This window comes from Amycolatopsis decaplanina DSM 44594 (assembly GCF_000342005.1).
Taxonomy (GTDB): domain Bacteria; phylum Actinomycetota; class Actinomycetes; order Mycobacteriales; family Pseudonocardiaceae; genus Amycolatopsis; species Amycolatopsis decaplanina.
This window is the reverse complement of the sequence record NZ_AOHO01000048.1, coordinates 638,093-659,525: the sequence shown is the minus strand read 5'-3', so window position 1 is coordinate 659,525 and position 21,433 is coordinate 638,093. Positions and strand designations below refer to the sequence as shown.

Genomic DNA, 21,433 nt, shown 5'->3' with positions numbered 1-21,433 from the left:
TCAGACCCCCTGGCCGGCACGCTGGCGCAGCATCCGAGCCGGGGCGACGTCCTCGAGCGGGAGACCACGGCGGGCCGCGACCTCTTCGGGACGCTGCAGGCCCTTCAGGGCCGCCACGGTCGCGTGCACGATGTTGATCGCGTTGTCGGAGCCGAGCGACTTCGACAGCACGTCGTGGACACCCGCGCACTCCAGGACCGCGCGCACCGGGCCACCGGCGATGACACCGGTACCGGCCGAGGCCGGACGGAGCAGCACGACACCGGCGGCTTCCTCACCCTGGATCGGGTGGGGGATGGTGCCGGCGACGCGGGGAACGCGGAAGAAGTTCTTCTTCGCTTCCTCGACGCCCTTGGCGATGGCCGCGGGAACTTCCTTGGCCTTGCCGTAGCCGACGCCGACCTGACCGTCGCCGTCACCGACGACCACCAGAGCGGTGAAGCTGAAGCGACGACCACCCTTGACGACCTTGGCGACGCGGTTGATCGTCACGACCTTCTCGAGGTGCGGGGTCTTTTCCTGGCCGGCCCCGCCACGGCCGCTGTCGCGCCGGTCCCGGCGGTCGCGACGGTCATTGCGGTCGTTGCCGCCCTGCCCGCCGGGTCCGCCCTGGCCGCCGCCGAATTGCCGTGTACGTCCCGGCATCAGGCTTTCCTTCCATTCACGAGCATCTGCATCAGAACTCCAACCCCGCCTCACGGGCAGCGTCGGCGAGCGCCGCGATGCGGCCGTGGTAGGCGTTGCCACCACGGTCGAACACCACGGTCGAGACGCCGGCGTTCTTGGCGCGGGCGGCGACGAGCTCCCCGACCTTGGCGGCCTTGGCCTTCTTGTCGCCTTCCAGCGCGCGAACGTCCGCCTCGAGGGTGGACGCCGACGCCAGGGTCTTGCCGGCGAGGTCGTCGATCAGCTGCACGGCGATGTGCCGCGACGAACGCTTGACGACCAGGCGCGGACGCTGGTCCGTGCCGTTGATCTTCTTGCGAAGGCGGAAGTGCCGACGGGCCTTCGCGACGCGGCGGCGGGTCGAGATGTCCTTGCCGACCGGCTTGCGCTTCGTAGTCGTGTCGCTCATGATCACTTACCCGTCTTTCCGACCTTGCGGCGGATCTTCTCACCCTCGTAGCGCAGGCCCTTGCCCTTGTACGGGTCCGGGCGGCGCAGCTTGCGGATGACCGCGGCGATCTGGCCGACCTTCTGCTTGTCGATGCCCGAGACCGAGAACCGGGTGGGGGTCTCGACCTTGAAGGTGATGCCTTCCGGGGCCTCGATCTTCACCGGGTGGCTGTAGCCGAGGGCGAACTCGAGGTCCGAGCCCTTGGCCTGCACGCGGTAACCGACACCGTGGATCTCGAGCTTCTTCTCGTAGCCCTCGGTCACACCGACGACGAGGTTGTTGACCAGCGTCCGGGTGAGACCGTGCAGGGCACGGCTGGTGCGCTCCTCGTCGGGACGCTTCACCTGCAGCGTGCCGTCTTCGGCGCGCTCCACGGTGATCGGCTCGGCGATGGTGTGCTCAAGGGTGCCCTTGGGCCCCTTGACCTTGATCTGCTGACCTTCGATGGTCACCTCGACCCCGGAGGGGACGGCGACCGGCAGCTTTCCAATGCGTGACATGTCTTTGCCCCCTTCCTTACCAGACGTAGGCGAGGACTTCGCCGCCCACGCTGTTGCGCTTGGCCTGACGGTCGGTCTGGAGGCCGGACGACGTCGAGATGATCGCGACGCCGAGGCCACCGAGAACCGACGGCAGTTCGGTCGATTTTGCGTAGACCCGCAGGCCGGGCTTGGACACGCGGCGGAGGCCGGCGATGCTGCGCTCACGGTTGGGGCCGTACTTCAGCTCCACGACGAGGTTCTTGTGCTTCTCGCCCGGCTCGTCGCGGTAGCCCGAGATGTAGCCTTCGCGCTTGAGGATCTCGGCGATGTTCGCCTTGATCTTCGAGTGGGGAAGCACGACCTCGTCGTGGTAAGCCGAGTTCGCGTTACGCAGACGGGTCAAGAAGTCTGCGATGGGGTCGGTCATCGTCATGGTGACCTGTCAACCTTTCTCGCCCTGGTTCCCTGCAATCGCTGCAAGGCCTGTGGCGAAGTGGGAGTTAAAAAAGACTCTTACCAGCTGGACTTGCGGACGCCGGGCAGCTCGCCCGCGTGTGCCATCTCGCGAAGGCAGATCCGGCAGAGCCCGAACTTGCGGAACACCGAGTGCGGGCGACCGCACCGCTGGCAGCGCGTGTAACCGCGAACCTTGAACTTCGGCGTCTTCGCGGCCTTGTGGACCAGTGCTTTCTTGGCCATCGACTCAGTTCTCCTTGAACGGGAAGCCGAGCTTGCGAAGCAGCGCGCGGCCCTCGTCGTCGGTGTTGGCGGTGGTGACGACAGTGACGTCCATACCGCGCGGGCGGTCGATGGCGTCCGGGTCGATCTCGTGGAACATGGACTGCTCGTTGAGACCGAACGTGTAGTTGCCGTTGCCGTCGAACTGCTTCGGCGAAAGCCCGCGGAAGTCACGGATACGCGGCAGCGCGATGGTCAGCAGCCGGTCGAGGAACTCCCACATCCGGTCGCCGCGCAGCGTGACGCGCGCGCCGATCGGCTGGCCCTCGCGCAGCTTGAACTGCGCGATGGACTTGCGAGCCTTGCGGACCTCGGGCTTCTGCCCGGTGATCGCGGCCAGGTCGCGGATGGCGCCTTCGATCAGCTTGCTGTCACGGGCGGCGTCACCGACACCCATGTTCACGACGACCTTGACGACGCCCGGGATCTGGTGGACGTTCTCGAAGGAGAACTCCTGCTGGAGCTGTCCCTTGATCTCCTCGCGGTACCGCACCTTGAGGCGCGGGGCGATCTTCTCTGCGGTGGTCATGATCAGATGTCCTTACCGTTCCGGCGCGAGACCCGGACCTTCTTGCCGTCCTCGCCGATGCGGTAGCCCACCCGGGTCGGCTTGCCGTCGGAGTCGACGACCATCACGTTCGAGACGTGGATGGGCGCTTCCTGCGTGACGATGCCGCCGGACTGCGCGCCGCGCTGGGTCTGGGAGATCCGCGTGTGCTTCTTGATCCGGTTCACGCCCTCGACCAGCACGCGCTCGCGCTCGGGGTAGGCCTGGATGACCTTGCCCTTGGCACCCTTGTCCTTGCCGGCGATGACGACGACCGTGTCGCCCTTCTTCACCTTCATGCTCTACAACACCTCCGGCGCGAGCGAAATGATCTTCATGAACTTTCGGTCGCGCAGCTCGCGGCCGACCGGCCCGAAGATGCGGGTGCCGCGGGGCTCATTGTCGTTCTTGATGAGCACAGCAGCGTTCTCGTCGAAGCGGATGTAAGAACCGTCCGGACGACGGCGCTCCTTGCGCGTGCGAACGATGACCGCCTTGACGACGTCACCCTTCTTCACGCCCGCAGCCGGCATGGCGTCCTTCACGGTGGCGACGATGATGTCGCCGATGCCCGCGTAGCGCCGCCCCGAGCCGCCGAGAACGCGGATGCAAAGGATCTCCTTCGCGCCCGTGTTGTCGGCAACCCGAAGCCGCGACTCCTGCTGGATCACGTCTACTCCTGTATGTCGCGCTGGTTCTCGCGTCGAATCGCGAGCCTTGCGGAACTAAGGGACTCAAAAAGAGCCCTACTTACTTGGCCTTCTCCACGATCTGCACCAGACGCCAGCGCTTGGTCGCCGACAGCGGGCGGGTCTCCATCAGGGTGACCCGGTCGCCCACGCCCGCCTCGTTGTTCTCGTCGTGCACCTTGACCTTGCTGGTGCTGCGGAGAACCTTGGCGTAACGACGGTGCTTCTTGCGGTCCTCGAGCTCGACCACGATCGTCTTGTTCATCTTGTCCGAGACGACGTAACCCTCACGGACCTTGCGGTCGTTGCGGGGGGCCGCCTCAGCGTTGGGCTGCTCGCTCATGCGGCACCTTCACTCTCGGCGTCAGGGGAAACGGACAGGCCGAGTTCACGCTCGCGCATGACCGTGTAGATCCGCGCGATGTCCGTACGGACGGTGCGCAGACGGCGGTTGTTGTCGAGCTGTCCGGTCGCCATCTGGAAACGGAGGTTGAAGAGCTCCTCCTTGTATTCCTTCAGACGCAGAACGAGCTCTTCCGCGGTGAGCTCACGCAGCTCCGATGCCTGGGCGGCACCTGCCTTCGCCATCAGAACTCACCACCTTCACGGGTCACGATGCGGCACTTCATGGGCAGCTTGTGGATCGCGCGACGGAGCGCCTCGCGGGCGGTCTCCTCGTTCGGGAACGAGATCTCGAACATCACGCGGCCCGGCTTCACGTTGGCGATCCACCACTCGGGCGAACCCTTACCGGAACCCATGCGGGTTTCCGCCGGCTTCTTGGTCAGCGGGCGGTCCGGGTAGATGGTCGTCCACACCTTGCCGCCACGCTTGATGTGACGCGTCATGGCGATACGAGCGGACTCGATCTGCCGGTTGGTCACGTAGCTGTGCTCAAGCGCCTGGATGCCGTACTCGCCGAAGTTCACCTTCGTACCGCCCTTGGCGGCACCGTGGCGCTTCGGGGAGTGCTGCTTCCGGTGCTTGACCCTGCGCGGGATGAGCACGTGTCAGCCCTCCGTCTTTTCTGCAGTCTCAGCAGCCGGGGCCTCGGTGGCCGCGGGGGTGGTGTCGTCGCTCTTGGCGGCGGCAGCGGCCCGGCCGGCTTCGGTCGAGGTCGGCGTCGTGCCCGACGAGCCGGAACGGCGCGGTCGGGACGGACGGTCACCACGGTCACGGCGCGGGGCGCGCTCGGCGGCCGCGGCGGCGTCACGCGCCTCCTTGGCCTTGAGGCCACCCACGAGCTCGCCCTTGTAGATCCACACCTTCACGCCGATGCGACCGAACGTCGTCTTGGCCTCGAAGAAGCCGTAGTCGATGTCGGCGCGCAGGGTGTGCAGCGGGACGCGGCCATCGCGGTAGTGCTCGGAGCGGGACATCTCGGCACCACCGAGACGACCGCCGCACTGCACGCGGATGCCCTTGACCTGCGGCGAGCGCATCGAGGTCTGGATCGCCTTGCGCATCGCGCGGCGGAACGCCACACGGTTGCTCAGCTGCTCCGCGACACCCTGCGCGACGAGCTGGGCGTCGGCCTCGGGGTTCTTGACCTCGAGGATGTTCAGCTGAACCTGCTTGGCGGTCAGCTTCTCCAGCGCGCCGCGGATGCGGTCGGCCTCCGCGCCGCGGCGGCCGATGACGATGCCCGGCCGGGCGGTGTGGATGTCGACGCGGACCCGGTCACGGGTGCGCTCGATCTCGACCTTGGAGATCCCGGCGCGCTCCATGCCCGTGGACAGCAGCTTCCGGATCTTGACGTCCTCGGCCACGTACTCCGCGTACTGCTTGTCGGCGTACCAACGCGACTTCCAGTCCGTGGTGATACCCAGGCGGAAGCCGTGCGGGTTGATCTTCTGGCCCACTACCGGCCACCTGCCTTCTTCTTGCCCTGTGCCTTCTTGGCCTCGGCCTTCGGACGCGACTCCACCTCGACGGTGATGTGGCTGGTCCGCTTGCGGATCCGGTACGCGCGGCCCTGGGCCCGCGGACGGATGCGCTTGAGGGTCGGGCCCTCGTCGGCGTAGGCGTTCTTGACCCAGAGGGTGTCCGGGTCGAGATCGAGGTTGTTCTCGGCGTTGGCCATGGCGCTGGCGAGCACCTTCGCGACCGGCTCGCTTGCCGCCTGCGGGGCGAACTGGAGCACGGCCAAGGCGTCGGCGGCGCTACGTCCCTTGATCAGCTCGATCACCCGGCGCACCTTGGTAGGCGAGTCCCGGACGAAGCGAGCCCGCGCGTAAGCCGTCGGCAAAGCCTCGGCCACGTCGTTCTGGGCGTTCATCGCTAGCTTCCTTGTTCTCTCGTGCCCGCTCAGCGGCGGCGCGACTTGCGGTCGTCCTTGATGTGGCCCTTGAAGGTCCGAGTCGGCGCGAATTCGCCCAACTTGTGACCCACCATCGCCTCGGTGACGAACACCGGGACGTGCTTGCGGCCGTCGTGCACAGCGATCGTGTGACCCAGGAAATCCGGGATGATCGTGGAGCGACGCGACCACGTCTTGATCACGGTCTTCTTGCCCGACTCGTTGAGAGCGTCCACCTTCTTGAGCAGGTGGTCGTCCACGAAGGGGCCCTTTTTAAGGCTACGTGGCATGTTCTTCTACCTCCCTGCTCAGCGCTTCTTGCCGGTACGCCGGCGGCGGACGATCATGGCGTCGGAGGCCTTGCGGCGGCGGGTGCGGCCTTCGGGCTTTCCGTTCGGGTTCACCGGGTGGCGACCACCGGAGGTCTTACCCTCACCACCACCGTGCGGGTGGTCGACCGGGTTCATGACGACACCACGGACGGTGGGGCGCTTGCCGCGCCAGCGGTTACGGCCCGCCTTGCCCCAGTTGATGTTGGAGTGCTCGGAGTTGCCGACCTCGCCGATGGTGGCGCGGTTGCGCACGTCGACGTTGCGGATCTCGCCCGAGGGGAGACGAAGCTGGGCGTAAGGCCCGTCCTTCGCCACCAGCTGCACCTTGGCACCGGCGGACCGCGCCATCTTCGCGCCGCCACCGGGGCGGAGCTCGATCGCGTGGATCACGGTGCCGACCGGGATGTTGCGCAGCGGCAGGTTGTTACCCGGCTTGATGTCGGCGCGGGGGCCGTTCTCGACCGTGTCACCCTGCTTGAGCTTCTCCGGGGCGATGATGTAGCGCTTCTCGCCGTCGGCGTAGTGCAGCAGCGCGATACGAGCGGACCGGTTGGGGTCGTACTCGATGTGCGCGACCTTGGCGGGAACGCCGTCCTTGTCGTTCCGGCGGAAGTCGATCAGCCGGTACGCGCGCTTGTGGCCACCACCCTTGTGCCGGGTGGTGATCTTGCCGCTGGAGTTACGGCCGCCGGACTTGCTCAGCGGACGCAGCAGCGACTTCTCCGGGGTGGACCGAGTGATCTCGGCGAAGTCGGAGACGCTGGAACCGCGACGACCCGGGGTCGTCGGCTTGTACTTGCGGATGCCCATGTGTCAGCTCAGTCCTTTACGCGGTGGGTCCGCCGAAGATCTCGATCGGCTTGCTCTCAGCCGAAAGAGTCACGATGGCGCGCTTGGTGTCCTTGCGCTTGCCGAAGCCGGCGCGAGTCCGCTTACGCTTGCCCTGGCGGTTGGCCGTGTTGACGCTGACCACCTTGACGCCGAACACCTTCTCGACCGCGATCTTGATCTGGGTCTTGTTGGCGTCCGGGCGGACGATGAACGTGTACTTGTGGTCCTCGAGCAGCCCGTAGGACTTCTCGGAGATCACCGGCGCGAGCAAGATGTCGCGGGGATCGGGGATGGCGATCGCACTCACTGCTCGTCACTCCCTTCAACCTCGCTCGACCGCGCGCTGGCCTTCGCGCCCTTGCCCCGGACGGGACCGGCGACGAACACGTCGTAAGCGGCCTTGGTGAACACCACGTCGTCGTTGACCAACACGTCGTAGGTGTTGAGCTGGTCGGGCGTGATGATGTGGACCTCGGCCAGGTTGCGCACGGAGTTCCAGCTCAGCTCGTCGTCGCGGTGCAGGACCACGAGAACGCGCTTGGCCTGGGTCACCGCGGCGATGGCGGCCTTGGCGGACTTGGTGGACGGCTTCTCGCCGGTCACCAGTTCGGTGACGACGTGCAGCTGTCCGGCACGGGCCCGGTCGGAGAGGGCGCCACGCAGGGCGGCGGCCTTCATCTTCTTCGGGGTCCGCTGGGTGTAGTCACGCGGCGTGGGGCCGTGGACGACGCCACCACCGGTGAACTGCGGCGCACGGGTCGAACCCTGGCGGGCGCGGCCGGTGCCCTTCTGGCGGTACGGCTTCTTGCCACCACCGCGGACTTCACCGCGGGTCTTGGTGTCATGCGTGCCCTGGCGGGCGGCGGCCAGCTGGGCCACCACGACCTGGTGCATGAGGGGCACGTTGGCCTGCACGTCGAAGATCTCCGAGGGGAGCTCGACCGTGCCGTCGGCTTTACCGGCCGGGGTCTTCAGCTCGACGCTGGTCATGTTCAGTTACCACCCTTCGCGGCGCTGCGAACGAACAGCAGGCCGCCCTTGGGACCGGGCACGGCGCCCTTGATCAGCAGCAGGCCGTCCTCGGCACGCACCGCGTGCACGGTCAGGTTCTGCGTGGTGACCCGGTCGTTGCCCATCCGGCCCGCCATGCGCAGGCCCTTGAAGACGCGGCCCGGGGTGGCGCAGCCACCGATCGAGCCGGGCTTGCGGTGCACGGCCTGGGCACCGTGGCTCGCGCCCTGGCCCTTGAAGCCGTGACGCTTCATGACACCGGCGTAGCCCTTGCCCTTGCTGGTACCGGTCACGTCGACCTCGATACCGGCCTCGAACACCTCGGCGGTGATCTCCTGGCCGACCTCGTAGGTCTCGGCGTCGGTGGTACGCAGCTCCGCAAGGTAACGGCGCGGGGTCACGCTCGCCTTGTCGAAGTGGCCGGTGCGCGGCTTGTTGACCCGGCGCGGGTCGACCGCGCCGAAAGCCAGCTGCACGGCCTTGTAGCCGTCGTTCTCCTGGGTCCGAACCTGGGTGACCACGTTCGGCCCGGCCTGCACGACGGTCACCGGGACGACCCGGTTGTTCTCGTCGAAGACCTGGGTCATGCCGAGCTTGGTGCCCAGGATGCCCTTCACTTGCCTGTCAGACATGAGTCTCTTACTCTCCGCCGCTCGCCAGCCGCTGCTACTGGATGTTGACGTCGACGCTCGCCGGCAGGTCGATGCGCATGAGCGCGTCGACCGTCTTCGGCGTCGGGTCGAGGATGTCGATCAGACGCTTGTGCGTGCGCATCTCGAAGTGCTCGCGCGAGTCCTTGTACTTGTGCGGCGAGCGGATGACGCAGTAAACGTTCTTCTCGGTGGGCAGCGGCACCGGCCCGACAACACGGGCGCCGGTGCGCGTGACCGTCTCGACGATCTTGCGCGCCGAGGTGTCGATCGCCTCGTGGTCGTAGGCCTTGAGCCGGATGCGGATCTTCTGTCCCGCCATGGTGGCTGCTCGTTCCTTGTCGTCTCGTGCCGCTTTTGTCTTTTCAAACCTCAGTCCGACTGAGGTTTTCCCAGTTCAACGGCCCTGTCCCCGGTCCACGCGGTCGGGCGTGTCGAGCCCGACGCACAGACGGATCCCGCGGGATCTTCGTCTTGCCTGGTCTTCCTCAACGTGAGGAGGCATCGAGCCGGCGGAAATGCTTGGATCGCCGTCTCAAACGCCCTTGCCCGCTAGCCTCACCCGAAGGAAGTGCTCCGCGGACCGTGGCCGCTCATACCAGGGCGGCCGGAACCCCGAAGGATTCGGCCGCCCCAGGACGAGCAACCTGAATAGTGTCGCACACGTGATTTGACGCCCCTAACCCGGGGGTGTATTGCCCCCGGGCGGGGCGTCTAAATCACTTGATGATCTTGGTGACCTGGCCGGCGCCGACGGTCCGTCCACCCTCACGGATGGCGAAACGCAGGCCCTCGTCCATGGCGACCGGCTGGATCAGCACAACGCTGATGTCCGTGTTGTCGCCCGGCATGACCATCTCGACACCCTCCTTGAGGGTGACGACGCCGGTCACGTCCGTGGTACGGAAGTAGAACTGCGGGCGGTAGTTGTTGAAGAACGGGGTGTGACGGCCACCCTCGTCCTTCGACAGGATGTAGACCGAGCCCTCGAACTCCGTGTGCGGGGTGGTGGTGCCCGGCTTCACGACGACCTGGCCGCGCTCGACGTCCTCGCGCTTGATACCGCGGACCAGCAGACCGACGTTGTCGCCGGCCTCACCCTGGTCGAGCAGCTTGCGGAACATCTCGACACCGGTGACGGTGGTCTTGGTCGACTTCTCCTTGATGCCGACGATCTCGACCTCTTCGTTCACGTTGACGCGGCCACGCTCGATACGGCCGGTCACGACCGTGCCACGGCCGGTGATCGTGAAGACGTCTTCGATCGGCATCAGGAACGGCTTGTCGAGCTCGCGCACCGGGTCCGGCACGTTCTCGTCGACGGCTTCCATCAGCTCGAGAACGCTCTCGCCCCACTTGGCGTCGCCCTCGAGGGCCTTCAGGCCGGAGACCTTGATGACCGGAGCGTCGTCACCCGGGAAGTCCTGGGAGGACAGCAGCTCGCGGACCTCGAGCTCGACGAGCTCCAGGATCTCCTCGTCGTCGACCATGTCGGCCTTGTTCAGCGCGACCACGATGTAGGGCACGCCGACCTGCTTCGCGAGCAGCACGTGCTCACGGGTCTGCGGCATCGGGCCGTCGGTCGCCGCGACCACGAGGATCGCGCCGTCCATCTGCGCCGCACCGGTGATCATGTTCTTGATGTAGTCCGCGTGACCGGGGGCGTCCACGTGGGCGTAGTGACGCTTCTCGGTCTGGTACTCGACGTGCGAGATGTTGATCGTGATACCGCGCTGCTTCTCTTCCGGCGCGTTGTCGATCTGGTCGAACGCCGAAGCGGTGTTCAGCTCGGGGTACTTGTCGTGCAGAACCTTGGTGATCGCCGCGGTCAGAGTGGTCTTACCGTGGTCGACGTGACCGATGGTCCCGATGTTGACGTGCGGCTTGGTCCGCTCGAATTTCGCCTTCGCCACTGGAATGTCCTCCTGGACTGTTTTGCTTACTCACCGGCCAACGTGGCTGTCGGACGGGGATTCGTTTCTTGACGGATGCTGCGGACGTTCAGGAGTGTTCCTTATGCCCGCGAGCGGACGGGAACTACTCCCCCGTCGCCTTCGCGATGATTTCCTTCGCGACGTTCGCGGGAACCTCGGCGTAGGAGTCGAACACCATGGAGTAGTTGGCACGTCCCTGCGTACGCGAACGCAGGTCGCCGACGTAACCGAACATCTCCGACAGCGGGACCAGTGCCTTGACGACACGGGTACCGGCGCGCTCCTCCATGGCCTGGATCTGGCCACGGCGGGAGTTGAGGTCGCCGATCACATCGCCCATGTAGTCCTCGGGCGTGGTGACCTCGACGGCCATCAGCGGCTCGAGGATGACCGGACCGGCCTTCTTCGCGGCTTCCTTCATCGCCATGGAACCGGCGATCTTGAAGGCCATTTCCGAAGAGTCGACCTCGTGGTACGCGCCGTCCAACAAGGTGAACTTCAACCCGACGAGCGGGTAGCCGGCCAGCACGCCGTACTGCATGGCGTCCTGCGCGCCCGCGTCGACCGACGGGATGTACTCCCGCGGCACGCGGCCACCGGTGACCTTGTTGTCGAACTCGTAGAGGGCACCGTCGGTGGACTCGAGCGGCTCGAGCTTGACGATGACCTTCGCGAACTGACCGGAACCACCGGTCTGCTTCTTGTGCACGTAGTCGAGCTTCTCGACCGTCTTGCGCACCGTCTCGCGGTAGGCGACCTGCGGCTTACCGATGTTCGCCTCGACCTTGTAGTCGGACTTCATGCGGTTGACCAGCACCTCGAGGTGCAGCTCGCCCATACCGGCGATGATCGTCTGGCCGGTGTCCTCGTCCAGGTTGACCTGGAACGTCGGGTCCTCTTCGGCCAGCTTCTGGATCGCCAGGGACAGCTTCTCCTGGTCGGCCTTGGTCTTCGGCTCGATCGCGACGCGGATGACCGGCGCCGGGAACGTCATCGACTCGAGGACGACCGGGTTCTGCGGGTCGGCGAGGGTGTCACCGGTGGTGGTGTCCTTCAGGCCGATGACCGCGTAGATGTGGCCGGCCTGGGCCTCGTCGACCGGGTTCTCCTTGTTGGAGTGCATCTGGAAGAGCTTCCCGATGCGCTCCTTGCGCTCCTTGGTGGCGTTGATCAGCTGCGCGCCGGAGGCGACCTTGCCCGAGTACACCCGGATGTAGGTCAGCTTGCCGAAGAACGGGTGCGCGGCGATCTTGAACGCCAGAGCGGAGAACGGCTCCTCGACGGACGGCTTCCGGGTGACGGGGGTCTCGCCGTCGGGCAGCGTGCCCTCGACGGCCGGGACGTCCAGCGGCGACGGAAGGTAGTCGATGACCGCGTCGAGCATGGGCTGAACGCCCTTGTTCTTGAACGCGGAACCGGTGAGCACCGGGTACGCCTCGCGGGCGACGGTGAGCTTCCGGATGCCGGCCTTGATCTCGGCCTCGGTCAGCTCCTCGCCCTCGAGGAACTTCTCCATCAGGGAGTCGTCGGTCTCGGCGACGGCCTCGACCAGCTTCTCCCGGTACTCGGCCGCCTTGTCGGCGAGCTCGGCCGGGATGTCCTCGACGGCGTAGTCCTCGCCCTTCTGGACCTCGCCGCGCCAGGTCAGCGCCTTCATGCGGACCAGGTCGACGACGCCTTCGAATTCGCTCTCGGCGCCGATCGGCAGCTGGATGACCAGCGGGCGGGCGCCGAGGCGCTCCTCGATGGTGCGGACGGTGAAGTAGAAGTCCGCGCCGAGCTTGTCCATCTTGTTGACGAAGCAGATACGAGGAACCTCGTACTTGTCCGCCTGACGCCAGACCTGCTCGGACTGCGGCTCGACACCTTCCTTGCCGTCGAAGACCGCGACGGCACCGTCGAGCACGCGGAGCGAGCGCTCCACCTCGACGGTGAAGTCGACGTGGCCCGGCGTGTCGATGATGTTGATCTGGTGATCGGCCCAGAAAGTGGTGGTGGCAGCCGAGGTGATGGTGATACCCCGCTTCTGCTCCTCCTCCATCCAGTCCATGGTGGCGGCGCCATCGTGGACTTCACCGATCTTGTAGTTGACCCCGGTGTAGAACAGGATCCGCTCGGTGGTGGTGGTCTTACCGGCGTCGATGTGGGCCATGATGCCGATGTTGCGGACCTTGTTCAGGTCGGTCAGCACTTCACGTGCCACGAGAGTGTTCCCCTGTCTCAAAATTGGGGCCCGGCAAGGCTTTGATCGGCAGCCGGGCGGTCATCACCAGCGGTAGTGCGCGAAGGCCTTGTTGGACTCGGCCATCTTGTGGGTGTCCTCACGCCGCTTCACGCTGGCGCCGAGGCCGTTGCTCGCGTCGAGAAGCTCGTTCTGCAGACGCTCGATCATGGTCTTCTCGCGACGGGCCTGCGAGAAGGAGACCAGCCAGCGGAGCGCGAGGGTCGTGGAGCGGCCCGGCTTGACCTCGATCGGCACCTGGTAGGTGGCACCACCGACGCGGCGGCTCTTCACCTCGATGGTGGGCTTCACGTTGTCGAGGGCGCGCTTCAGCGTGACGACCGGGTCGGTGCCGGTCTTCTCGCGAGCGCCTTCGAGGGCGCCGTAGACGATGCGCTCGGCCAGGGACCGCTTGCCGTCCTTCAGCACCTTGTTCACCAGCTGGGTGACCAGCGGGGATGCGTAGACGGGGTCAGAGATCAGCGGCCGCTTCGGGGCCGGACCCTTGCGGGGCATTAGCTCTTCTCCTTCTTCGCGCCGTACCGGCTGCGCGCCTGCTTACGGTTCTTGACACCCTGGGTGTCGAGCGAACCGCGGATGATCTTGTAGCGGACACCCGGCAGGTCCTTCACACGACCACCGCGCACGAGCACCATCGAGTGCTCCTGCAGGTTGTGGCCTTCACCGGGAATGTAGGCGGTGACCTCGATGCCGCTGGTCAGCTTCACACGAGCGACCTTGCGAAGCGCCGAGTTCGGCTTCTTGGGGGTTGTGGTGTACACGCGAGTGCACACGCCACGCCGCTGCGGGCTCCCCTTGAGGGCCGCGGTCTTCTGCTTGGCAGCCTTGTCCTGGCGGCCCTTACGGACCAGCTGCTGGATCGTGGGCAATGGACCAGCTTTCTGTTCGCGATCTTGCTACTACGTGTTGTCTCCGGCCCCCGCGGTCGGGCGTGTCGGCCCGCGTCACGGTCTCGCGACCGGTAACTTCCCGTAGGGATTTTCCGTCGGATCCCGCGTGGGCGAAGCCGGTGGACCGGATGCCTGAGCACCCCGTCCATGCCGCACGGCACACGGGACGGCCCGACGCCTGCCGGGCACGGTCTCCAAAGATACCCGGCCACTTCCGGACCGGCCAAGTCGGGGGGTCGATAACTATATCGTGCCGGGCGTCACGCCGCGGCCACCCTGATGGAACGGCGTTTCGGGCCGTTTCATTCCTCGTCGGGCTTGGCTCATTCCTCGTCGGGCTTGGCGTGGTCCGCCCGGCCCGGATGCGGATCCCGGGAGAGGTCGATCAACGGATGCACGGGTGCCCCCTCCGGCGCCGCGTGACTCCCCCGCCTGGGTTCCTCGGTGCTTTCCTGCTGCTCGGCGTCCACGACGCCCTCCCCTCGCTGTACTGATACCGCCTTACTCGGCGGTCCACGCTACCTATTCCCCTAACGGGTGAGCCGGATGGATCCGGAAAGCACACCGTCGCGTCAAACCGGCGAATGGGTCACGATGACACCGGTCACAGTGATGACCGGACGACGCACCGCAAGCACGGGGAGGCTCCATGTCGGCCGAGTTCGAACAGCTCGTCGCGGAATTCGAGAAATTCCAATCCAGGATCAAACAGGCCGAGACGCAGTTCGCGAAGGTCGGCGAGATGCAGGGCGAACTGGCGGAACTGGAGTCGGTCGCGACGACACCGGACCGCTCCGTCACCGTCGTCGCGGGGCCGGGAGGGTCCGTGAAGGACATTCGCCTCAGCCCGGAAGCCCTTCGGCAGCAACCACAACAGCTCGCCGCCGCCATTCTGTCCACTTTGCACACCGCGGTGGCCGACGCGGCGCGGAAGCAGGCGGGGATCGTCGACGCGCAGTTCGGCGGGACCTTCCATTTGAACGTCGAAGAACAGGTCCTCGAAGCCCAAGCGGAAGCTTGGGGAACCACGGCGGGCGATCTGCGGTCTCAGATGTCGGAGGAGCCACCACAGGCCACCGTCCGCCGCCCTCGGAACGAGGACGACTTCAGCGAGGAGACGGTGCTGCGGCGGTCGGACGAACCGACTCCCGGACCGGCGCCGTCCGGTGGGAACTCGGCCGGTGACCAGTTCCTCAAGAACCTGTTCGACGAGGAGGATCACCGATGACCGGACCAGGCGCCGGCGGGCACGCGGTCAAGACGCAGGCTCTGACCGACTACGCGAACAAGCTCGGTTATTACAAGGAAGAGGCGGGCAAGTTCGGCGGCCTCGTCGACCAGGCCGACGTCACGGACAAGTCGTGGGGCCTGATCGGGCTCGCGGTGAAGCAGACCTACACCGGCAAGCTCGCCGATCTGCGGGAGCTGCTCGAACTGATGAAGACCGGGGTCGACGCGTTCTCCGGGAAGATGACCCAGGCTGCGTCGATCTACAACGGCTTCGAAAACGACGCGACGATCACCCTGGGGAAGTACGAAGCCAAGATCGACGGACCGAACTGAGCTGGGGGACGGCATGACCGACGAGAAGGCGAGCATCGCCGCCGGGGTCAAGATCACGGGTGACGACAGCTTCGGCAAGAACGCGCTCGACGCGGCGAAGAAGGTGCCGATCGCGGGTAAGGGCGTCACCACCGTCGCCAACGCCTACGACAAGTTCAGCGCCGCGCAAGGCCCGGGCGACCTGGTGGCCGCCGGCGGGCAGCTGGTGCAGGACGGTGCCGGGTTCATCGCGGGGGCGGGCGCGGATCTCGCGAGCTTCGTGCTCGACCCGGTGGGCTGGCTGGTCAGCAACGGCCTCAACATCCTGATCGAACTGATCCAGCCGCTGCAGGACGCGCTGCACTTCGTCACGGGTGACGGTCCGGCGCTCAAGACCGCGGCGGGCAACTTCGGCAACATCGCCAAGGGCTTCGTCACGCTGGCCGACGACTTCGTCAAGACCGGCGACGAGTCCTTGAAGGACTGGGTGGGCGACGCGGGCGACGCCGCCCGGAACGCGCTCGGCGACTTCGCCGTCGGCATCAAGGGCATCGGCAACAGCGCCGGGACGGTGGCCGAGACGCTGCAGATGTGGTCGATGGTGATGACCGTCATCGAAGAGGTCGTCAAATCGATCATCTCCGAGCTGGTCACCTGGGCCATCTACATCTGGCTGCCCGCGCTGGCCGCTTCCGTCGTCAGCCTCGGCTCGTCGGTGGCCGGCGCGATGACCGCGACGATCGCCAAGGCCGCGAGCGCGATGGGCAAGATCACCAAGCACCTCGGCAAGCTCGGCAAGCTGCTCGACAAGTTCATGGGCTTCATGCTCAAGTGGACGGACGACCTGGTCAAGCAGGGTTCGAAGCTGACGAAGGCCGGCAAGATCGGGATGACGCCCGGTCAGGAGAAGTCGATCGTCGGCGCGTTCGCCAAGGGATCCGGAACGCAGCTGGGCACCTTCGGCGATGCCGCGAAGGACGTTCTCAAGGGCGTGCCGAACCAGGCGATCAAGCAGGTGGTCGGGGTCAATCCCGCCGACCTGTCGAAGGGGTCGGCGTACCAGGGCAAGGCGGCTTTCGACGTCGCGAACAAGGCCATCGACAACACCAAGAACATCACCGCCGGGCAGGAGTACGGCCGCACCGGCGGTCGCCACAGTGAAGCGGAGACCCGCGAGAACCTCGACATGGACCAGTAGGGTCGCCCGATGGACGATCAGCTGGCCGGGCCGTGGCTCATCGCCGGTGGCTACACGCTGGCCCTGGCGCTACTGCTGCTCGGCGGGCGCTTCGACGGACGGCGGCCCACCGCGGCGGCCGTCAGCTACGCGCTTTGCGGGATCCTCGTCTCCGAGACGTCGCTGTATTGGCTCTCGGCGGGGTCCGGCAGCGCGGTGCCCGGCTGGCCGTGGTTCGCGTTCCCGCTGGTCATCGCCGCTCTGGCAGCGTGGCGGGGGTATCGGCAGAAGACGTGGGCCGGCAGGCTGGACGCGTCCGGTGAGCCGAGCTTCGGCGTGCTTCCCTCGCGCGGTATCGCCGTCAGCCACGCTTCGCCCGAGTCGGTGGAAACGGCGATCGAGTTCGACCACAACGGGCATCGACTGCTCGGGGTCGAGTACCGGCTCGGTGGCTCGGAGGGCTTCCCGGAGCTGGCCAGGACAGCCGACCTGAGTGATGGGACGTACGCCCTGATCCAGCTTCGGACGCCTGTCGTGCCGTCGGTCGTCATCACCCCCGCGGCGGGCGCCTTCGAGCCGGAGCGGTTCACACCGCTGGAGGACGCCCGGATCACGCGGAACACCGTCGGGGCGCCGAAGCCGGACGCCCTGCTCCAACGGTTCGAGACCGGCACGGGGTTCGACCGCCGGTTCACCGTGACGACGTCCGATCCGGAGTTCGCCGAGGCTCTGCTCTCCCCTGGCGTCCGCGCGCTGCTGGACGGCGATCCGTGGTTCCGGGTCCGCGAGGTCGCCTTCCACGGCGGTTCACTGTGGACCTCCGAAGCCGGGACGCTGACCGAAGAGATGATGTTCGCCGACTCGCGCCGCCTGGCCGTCCTGGCATCCGAAGTGGACTGGAGCGACGCGGATTTCAAGTCTGTCGTAACCGCTTCCGACACCAGCGACGCCGGATGGCTCGGCGGACGGCGGGGTCCGCTCGCCGGGCTCCGCGGCCCGCTCAACCGGCGCCGGGAAGCGGCGGGCCGTCAGCCGCTGTCGTCGCTGTCGCTGGTGGCGCGCACGGTCGTCGCGCTCGCGCTGGTGCTGCCGGGGCTGGCGCTCGCGGTGAACTCGCTGACCGCGTTGACCGGGCTCGCCCCCGAGGCGCGGCTCACCGTGACCGCGACCCTGCGGGCGGAGGCGAGCACGTCGAGCTGCACCGGCTGCGGCAACGGCAACCTGGTGGACGGCACCTACGAACTCGACGGCGAGACGCACGAGGTCAAGGACCTGCGGTGGATGTCGTTCGGGACGTTCCCGGAGCGGGGTGACGTCGTCGACATCGCCGTGACGCCGCTGTGGTGGCATCCGCTGATCGAGGGGAAGGACACCGGCGTCTTCCTGCTGCTGATCGGGCTGGCCCCCGTCCTCGCCGGTGCCCTCCTCACCAACGCCACCTTCCGCCCGCGCCCGCGTCGCGTTTAGCGGGCTAAACGCGATCCGGCACGGCCGGGGCCAGGGGCTTCGCGAAGTAGTAGTGCGCGAAGGGGTCGTCGTTGAAGGGCTCGACCTCCTCGTAGCCGAGGCGCGCGTACAGGGCCCTCGCCTCGACGAGGTCGCTACGGGTGTCGAGGCGGATGGTCGTGGCCCCGAGGCCGCGGGCGACCTCCTCGGCGGCGGCCACGAGCAGCGCCGCGCCGCCCTTGCCGCGCTCGGACTTCCGCAGGAAGACGCGTTTGAGTTCGGTGGTGTCGGGCGCGACGACCCGGAGCCCGGCGCAGCCTGCCAGCACCCCGTCCCGCCGCGCGAGGAGGAAGGCGCCGGTCGGCGGGACCATGTCCCGGCTGTGGTGCTCCTCCAGCGCGGCGTCGAGCTCCTCTTCGGTGACCTGGCGCTCGTAGTAGCGGGACGCGATCTCGTCCAGGTACTCGCGCAGCAGCTGAGCGGCGTCCGGGTGATCGACGGGGGTGACTTCGAAGCTCCAGGTCATGGCTACATTCTGCCTAGCATGGCCACCGGTTTTCCCCACCACCGGATCGCGTTTAGGGGGCTGAACGCAAGTCCGCCTCCCGCCGCCCGGATCGCGGTTAGCCCGCGAAAGTCGACGCGGGTCGGGAGGGGGCAAGGCGGCCGGCGCAGGTCGCGACCTCGCCGGGGGTGGACTTCTCCGAGGTGACGACGGCTCCGCCCACGGCCACCCGGCATTCGACGGCGCCCTCGCCCTGACCCATCACCTGGACGGTCGGCGGGGTGCCGGTGTTCTTCCACGTGAGCTCCTTGCGCCACGGCAGCGGCACCTGCAGCTCCTGGTGCACGAGCCCCAGCCCGTTCGAGTCGTAGACCACGGTCGCGGTCCCCGTCCCGACGAGTTCGTAGACGATCCGCCAGTCGTTCGACACCGGCTGCGGCTGCGCCTGGCTCAGCGTCCTCGTGATCGTGCGGTCCGGCCCCCGCGACGGCGCGGCCTCGGTCGGCTCGCCGACCACGGCCACGGTCTCGGCCTGCGGCTCCGCACCACCGTTGAGCAGCACCACACAGGTCGCGAGCGCGGCCACCACGATCCCCGCGATGGCGGTGCGCCCGATCAGTTGTCTATCGGCCATCGATCCTCCTCACCGAAAGCGGCGGCGCGGCCCGAGAGCCGCGCCGCCACGGAAGTCAGGACGGCAGCAACCGGCCGGGGACGCCGTTGAGGGACTGGATGAGGCCCAGCACCGGGACGCCGAGCGGCGCGAACGTCCAGATGTTGTCGAGGTCGCTCGTGTCGGGCTCGTCGACGACCACGACATCGTCCGGGACGTCCTGCGCGGCGAGCGCCGGAGCGACCGAGCCGAGCACGACGAGGCCGGCGAGTGCGGCGCCGATGACCGCACGAACGAAGGTCTTCTTCATGAGATTCTCCTTTGCTGGTAACGGTTTTACGAAATCGGCGTGATGATCCCGTAGATCGGGGCAAGGACTTCGGTGGGCACTGGGACGGTCGGGCCGAGCAGTCCGCCGAGGTCGAGGCCGGGGATCAGCCAGACCGCGGGGCTGCCGCCACCGGTGGGCAGACCCGGCAGCGGATCGGCCGAGGCGACCCCGTCGGCGAGTCCGGACAGCGCGCCCGCGACGGCGAGCGGCAGCAGCACACGGGCCGCGATTCGCTTCATCTCTTCTCCCTTTTCCTTACCGCTGCTGGAATCGAGCGGAATCCTTCACCGCGGTACCGTGCTGACCGGCACGATGGTGCCGTCGGGAATCCATTGCCCCGCGTAGTTCCGGTCGGCGATCATCCCGACGGCATGCGGTTCGCCCGGGTACATCGGCATGGCGTTGACCTGCGCCGCCGCGAAGATCTGGACGTCGCCGTCGATCGACCTCCCTTGGTCGCCCAGCCAGCTCCGGAAGCCGCCGAGTGTGGGACTTTCACCGCCGAAGGCATTGCCCGCGGCAACCGCGAAACTCACGGCGACCTGCTCGCGCGGATCGAACCTCAGCGGCACCGAAGAACTCGCGACGGAGTTGACGATCGGCCCGTTCAGCAGCCACGGCGCCAGGTACAGGCCGTATTGATGGGTCGGCTTGAGCCGCTGGGACTCGGCCGCGCGGGTCATCGCCGTGTAACCGCCCGCCCAACCGGACACGACGATCAGCGCGGTATTCGGCCCCGCCTCGGCCTGCACCGGCAGACCGGACCGCGCGGCGGTCTCGCGGACGAGCTTCGCGGCGGCTACACCGCGCGGTGAGGTGTCCTCGACGAGCGTGAGCGCGGAAGGCTTGCGCCCGGCGAGGAATTCGACGAGTTTGACGAGAGAGCCACTGTCCTCACTCGAAAGCGCGTCCGCAGGGCATGAGGTGAGGACTTCGCGGCGGTCGGCGATCAGGCCGCCCAGCGCCGCCGAAGCGCACTCGGGCGCGTCCGTGTCGGCGATGACGGGCCCCTGCTCCTCCCCCGCGTCGACCTCGATGGTCGTCTTCTCCTCGCCGCGGCCGATGATCAGGTCGCTGCGGCCCTTCGGCAGATCGATCTCGGCCCAGGTGCCTTCGGCGCCGGGGCGCACGATGGCCTTGCCGATCAGGCCGCCTTCGATGCCGGCGGAGAGCTCTTCGCCCGCACTCGCGGGAAAGTGGACGAGGTTCTTGCCGGGCCGCTGCGGACTCACCAGGACAGGGAACCCCTGCTCACCGAGGGAGGCATCGGCGAGCAACGCGACACCGGGAATCGGAAGCTCGGGCGGTTTGGGAATGGCCGCGAGAGCACTCCAGGCAACGAAACCGACGGCCACGGCGGCCGCGCCGAGCCGATAGGAGCGCGTGGATTCCTTGCCTGAGAAGAAGAAGCCGGCGACCACGGTGGCGGCGACCGGCAGCAGAGCGATCGCCAGCAACGTGAGACCGAAGAGTGTGCCGTAGATCCGGCGGTCGAAGCCCAGGCCGGAGGAGAACAGCTGGACCGCGCCCGCGACGACGAGAAGTCCGCCCAGTGTCAGGGAAAGCGGGCCGAGCCGGAAGTTCGTCTGGCGCCACTGATCGGCGGGTATCCAGCCGGAAAGAACGGTGACACCGAACCACAAGGCCGCCGCGGCGACATAGACGGTGTCGATGGCGAATTCGACACCTGTCCGCCCGAGCGAGGTTTCGAGCACCACCAACGCGGCGAGCGCTAGGGAGGCCCAGCGGCCCGCCGTCGGCCGCCGGACCAGGACGGGAACGGCAAGTGCGAGCACGAGATGCACGATCAGCGCGATGACATTGACGTCGGTCGCGAAGGTGGAAGCCGCGGCGAGCGCGGCGGAAACCCCGCCGAGGGCGGCGATGGTGAGGTGGAGACGCAAGGGCAGCTCACCCACCAGCGGGCGCAGGATTCCCGTACCGGCAAGGAAAGCGGTCGTCAGCAGGAGGCCGAGCCTGAGCAGGACCAGTGCGATGTCGACTCCGGTCGAACCCGAGCTCGCCGGTATGACGTGGTGATCCATGGGACCTTCTCC

33 protein-coding genes are annotated in these 21,433 nt (G+C 67.1%); 4 read left to right on the top strand and 29 right to left on the bottom strand.

The window, feature by feature from the left end; all coding sequences use genetic code 11:
* The 24 genes from rpsE to H074_RS41010 all read right to left on the bottom strand — a co-directional run bounded on the left by rpsE (position 1) and on the right by H074_RS41010 (position 14,232).
* Positions 1–645, bottom strand: a complete 645-nt coding sequence (rpsE, locus tag H074_RS15840) for a 30S ribosomal protein S5 (protein WP_007031046.1) — start codon at positions 643–645, stop codon at positions 1–3.
* Between the two features lie 31 nt (positions 646–676).
* Positions 677–1,075: a 50S ribosomal protein L18 gene (rplR, locus tag H074_RS15835; protein ID WP_007031045.1), complete on the bottom strand. Its 399-nt coding sequence runs from the start codon at positions 1,073–1,075 to the stop codon at positions 677–679.
* A 2-nt stretch (positions 1,076–1,077) separates the two neighbouring features.
* Positions 1,078–1,617 (bottom strand): 50S ribosomal protein L6, encoded by a 540-nt coding sequence (gene rplF / locus H074_RS15830; RefSeq protein ID WP_007031044.1) that lies wholly within the window; start codon positions 1,615–1,617, stop codon positions 1,078–1,080.
* A 16-nt stretch (positions 1,618–1,633) separates the two neighbouring features.
* Positions 1,634–2,032, bottom strand: coding sequence for a 30S ribosomal protein S8 (gene rpsH, locus H074_RS15825; protein ID WP_007031043.1), 399 nt, complete (start codon positions 2,030–2,032; stop codon positions 1,634–1,636).
* A gap of 80 nt (positions 2,033–2,112) precedes the next feature.
* Entirely contained in the window at positions 2,113–2,298 is a 186-nt protein-coding gene (locus H074_RS15820; protein WP_005166789.1) for a type Z 30S ribosomal protein S14, read from the bottom strand.
* Between the two features lie 4 nt (positions 2,299–2,302).
* Complete coding sequence (gene rplE, locus H074_RS15815) at positions 2,303–2,866, bottom strand: 50S ribosomal protein L5 (RefSeq protein ID WP_007031042.1); 564 nt, start codon at positions 2,864–2,866, stop codon at positions 2,303–2,305.
* Positions 2,867–2,868: 2 nt separating this feature from the next.
* Positions 2,869–3,183: a 50S ribosomal protein L24 gene (rplX, locus tag H074_RS15810; protein WP_005166786.1), complete on the bottom strand. Its 315-nt coding sequence runs from the start codon at positions 3,181–3,183 to the stop codon at positions 2,869–2,871.
* Positions 3,184–3,186: 3 nt separating this feature from the next.
* Entirely contained in the window at positions 3,187–3,555 is a 369-nt protein-coding gene (gene rplN / locus H074_RS15805) for a 50S ribosomal protein L14 (protein ID WP_005166785.1), read from the bottom strand.
* 79 nt (positions 3,556–3,634) lie between these two features.
* Positions 3,635–3,916: a 30S ribosomal protein S17 gene (gene rpsQ / locus H074_RS15800; protein ID WP_007031041.1), complete on the bottom strand. Its 282-nt coding sequence runs from the start codon at positions 3,914–3,916 to the stop codon at positions 3,635–3,637.
* On the bottom strand, positions 3,913–4,161 hold the full coding sequence (gene rpmC / locus H074_RS15795; RefSeq protein WP_007031040.1) for a 50S ribosomal protein L29: 249 nt from the start codon (positions 4,159–4,161) through the stop codon (positions 3,913–3,915). Before rpmC ends, rpsQ begins: the two co-directional genes overlap by 4 nt.
* Complete coding sequence (gene rplP, locus H074_RS15790) at positions 4,161–4,580, bottom strand: 50S ribosomal protein L16 (protein ID WP_005166782.1); 420 nt, start codon at positions 4,578–4,580, stop codon at positions 4,161–4,163. Before rplP ends, rpmC begins: the two co-directional genes overlap by 1 nt.
* 3 nt (positions 4,581–4,583) lie before the next feature.
* Positions 4,584–5,435: a 30S ribosomal protein S3 gene (rpsC, locus tag H074_RS15785; protein ID WP_007031039.1), complete on the bottom strand. Its 852-nt coding sequence runs from the start codon at positions 5,433–5,435 to the stop codon at positions 4,584–4,586.
* A complete protein-coding gene (rplV, locus tag H074_RS15780; RefSeq protein WP_007031038.1) occupies positions 5,435–5,851 on the bottom strand; it encodes a 50S ribosomal protein L22 in 417 nt (138 codons plus the stop codon). The genes rpsC and rplV overlap by 1 nt, the downstream gene beginning before the upstream one ends.
* 29 nt (positions 5,852–5,880) lie before the next feature.
* The gene (gene rpsS, locus H074_RS15775) at positions 5,881–6,162 is read right to left on the bottom strand and encodes a 30S ribosomal protein S19 (protein ID WP_003102083.1); all 282 of its coding nucleotides are present in this window, start codon (positions 6,160–6,162) and stop codon (positions 5,881–5,883) included.
* Positions 6,163–6,180: 18 nt separating this feature from the next.
* The gene (gene rplB, locus H074_RS15770; protein ID WP_005166779.1) at positions 6,181–7,014 is read right to left on the bottom strand and encodes a 50S ribosomal protein L2; all 834 of its coding nucleotides are present in this window, start codon (positions 7,012–7,014) and stop codon (positions 6,181–6,183) included.
* Between the two features lie 16 nt (positions 7,015–7,030).
* Positions 7,031–7,342 (bottom strand): 50S ribosomal protein L23, encoded by a 312-nt coding sequence (gene rplW, locus H074_RS15765; protein WP_005166778.1) that lies wholly within the window; start codon positions 7,340–7,342, stop codon positions 7,031–7,033.
* A complete protein-coding gene (gene rplD, locus H074_RS15760) occupies positions 7,339–8,025 on the bottom strand; it encodes a 50S ribosomal protein L4 (RefSeq protein WP_007031037.1) in 687 nt (228 codons plus the stop codon). Before rplD ends, rplW begins: the two co-directional genes overlap by 4 nt.
* Positions 8,026–8,027: 2 nt before the next feature.
* A complete protein-coding gene (gene rplC, locus H074_RS15755) occupies positions 8,028–8,678 on the bottom strand; it encodes a 50S ribosomal protein L3 (RefSeq protein ID WP_007031036.1) in 651 nt (216 codons plus the stop codon).
* Positions 8,679–8,712: 34 nt separating this feature from the next.
* Positions 8,713–9,018: a 30S ribosomal protein S10 gene (gene rpsJ, locus H074_RS15750; protein ID WP_003102098.1), complete on the bottom strand. Its 306-nt coding sequence runs from the start codon at positions 9,016–9,018 to the stop codon at positions 8,713–8,715.
* Between the two features lie 397 nt (positions 9,019–9,415).
* Positions 9,416–10,609 carry an elongation factor Tu gene (gene tuf / locus H074_RS15745; RefSeq protein ID WP_007031035.1) on the bottom strand — a complete coding sequence of 398 codons (1,194 nt, stop codon included), beginning with the start codon at positions 10,607–10,609 and terminating at the stop codon, positions 9,416–9,418.
* 124 nt (positions 10,610–10,733) lie between these two features.
* Positions 10,734–12,833, bottom strand: coding sequence for an elongation factor G (gene fusA, locus H074_RS15740; protein WP_007031034.1), 2,100 nt, complete (start codon positions 12,831–12,833; stop codon positions 10,734–10,736).
* A gap of 63 nt (positions 12,834–12,896) precedes the next feature.
* Positions 12,897–13,367 carry a 30S ribosomal protein S7 gene (gene rpsG / locus H074_RS15735; protein ID WP_007031033.1) on the bottom strand — a complete coding sequence of 157 codons (471 nt, stop codon included), beginning with the start codon at positions 13,365–13,367 and terminating at the stop codon, positions 12,897–12,899.
* On the bottom strand, positions 13,367–13,741 hold the full coding sequence (rpsL, locus tag H074_RS15730; protein WP_003102113.1) for a 30S ribosomal protein S12: 375 nt from the start codon (positions 13,739–13,741) through the stop codon (positions 13,367–13,369). The genes rpsG and rpsL overlap by 1 nt, the downstream gene beginning before the upstream one ends.
* A 344-nt stretch (positions 13,742–14,085) precedes the next feature.
* Positions 14,086–14,232: a hypothetical protein gene (locus tag H074_RS41010; RefSeq protein WP_007031032.1), complete on the bottom strand. Its 147-nt coding sequence runs from the start codon at positions 14,230–14,232 to the stop codon at positions 14,086–14,088.
* A 179-nt stretch (positions 14,233–14,411) separates the two neighbouring features.
* Here H074_RS41010 and H074_RS15725 point away from each other — a divergent pair, with 179 nt between their 5' ends.
* The 4 genes from H074_RS15725 to H074_RS15710 are packed head-to-tail and all read left to right on the top strand — an operon-like array spanning position 14,412 to position 17,948.
* On the top strand, positions 14,412–14,990 hold the full coding sequence (locus H074_RS15725) for a YbaB/EbfC family nucleoid-associated protein (RefSeq protein ID WP_007031031.1): 579 nt from the start codon (positions 14,412–14,414) through the stop codon (positions 14,988–14,990).
* Complete coding sequence (locus tag H074_RS15720) at positions 14,987–15,325, top strand: hypothetical protein (protein WP_007031030.1); 339 nt, start codon at positions 14,987–14,989, stop codon at positions 15,323–15,325. Before H074_RS15725 ends, H074_RS15720 begins: the two co-directional genes overlap by 4 nt.
* A gap of 13 nt (positions 15,326–15,338) precedes the next feature.
* Positions 15,339–16,502, top strand: a complete 1,164-nt coding sequence (locus H074_RS15715; RefSeq protein WP_007031029.1) for a hypothetical protein — start codon at positions 15,339–15,341, stop codon at positions 16,500–16,502.
* Between the two features lie 9 nt (positions 16,503–16,511).
* Complete coding sequence (locus H074_RS15710) at positions 16,512–17,948, top strand: hypothetical protein (RefSeq protein WP_007031028.1); 1,437 nt, start codon at positions 16,512–16,514, stop codon at positions 17,946–17,948.
* Positions 17,949–17,952: 4 nt separating this feature from the next.
* Here H074_RS15710 and H074_RS15705 read toward each other — a convergent pair whose 3' ends face one another.
* The 5 genes from H074_RS15705 to H074_RS15685 all read right to left on the bottom strand — a co-directional run bounded on the left by H074_RS15705 (position 17,953) and on the right by H074_RS15685 (position 21,421).
* A complete protein-coding gene (locus H074_RS15705) occupies positions 17,953–18,453 on the bottom strand; it encodes a GNAT family N-acetyltransferase (protein WP_007031027.1) in 501 nt (166 codons plus the stop codon).
* Between the two features lie 97 nt (positions 18,454–18,550).
* Positions 18,551–19,066 (bottom strand): hypothetical protein, encoded by a 516-nt coding sequence (locus H074_RS15700; RefSeq protein WP_007031026.1) that lies wholly within the window; start codon positions 19,064–19,066, stop codon positions 18,551–18,553.
* Between the two features lie 55 nt (positions 19,067–19,121).
* A complete protein-coding gene (locus H074_RS15695; protein WP_007031025.1) occupies positions 19,122–19,355 on the bottom strand; it encodes a hypothetical protein in 234 nt (77 codons plus the stop codon).
* A 26-nt stretch (positions 19,356–19,381) separates the two neighbouring features.
* Positions 19,382–19,615 (bottom strand): hypothetical protein, encoded by a 234-nt coding sequence (locus H074_RS15690; protein ID WP_007031024.1) that lies wholly within the window; start codon positions 19,613–19,615, stop codon positions 19,382–19,384.
* Positions 19,616–19,660: 45 nt separating this feature from the next.
* Positions 19,661–21,421 carry a hypothetical protein gene (locus H074_RS15685; protein ID WP_007031023.1) on the bottom strand — a complete coding sequence of 587 codons (1,761 nt, stop codon included), beginning with the start codon at positions 21,419–21,421 and terminating at the stop codon, positions 19,661–19,663.
* Positions 21,422–21,433 lie beyond the last annotated feature (12 nt).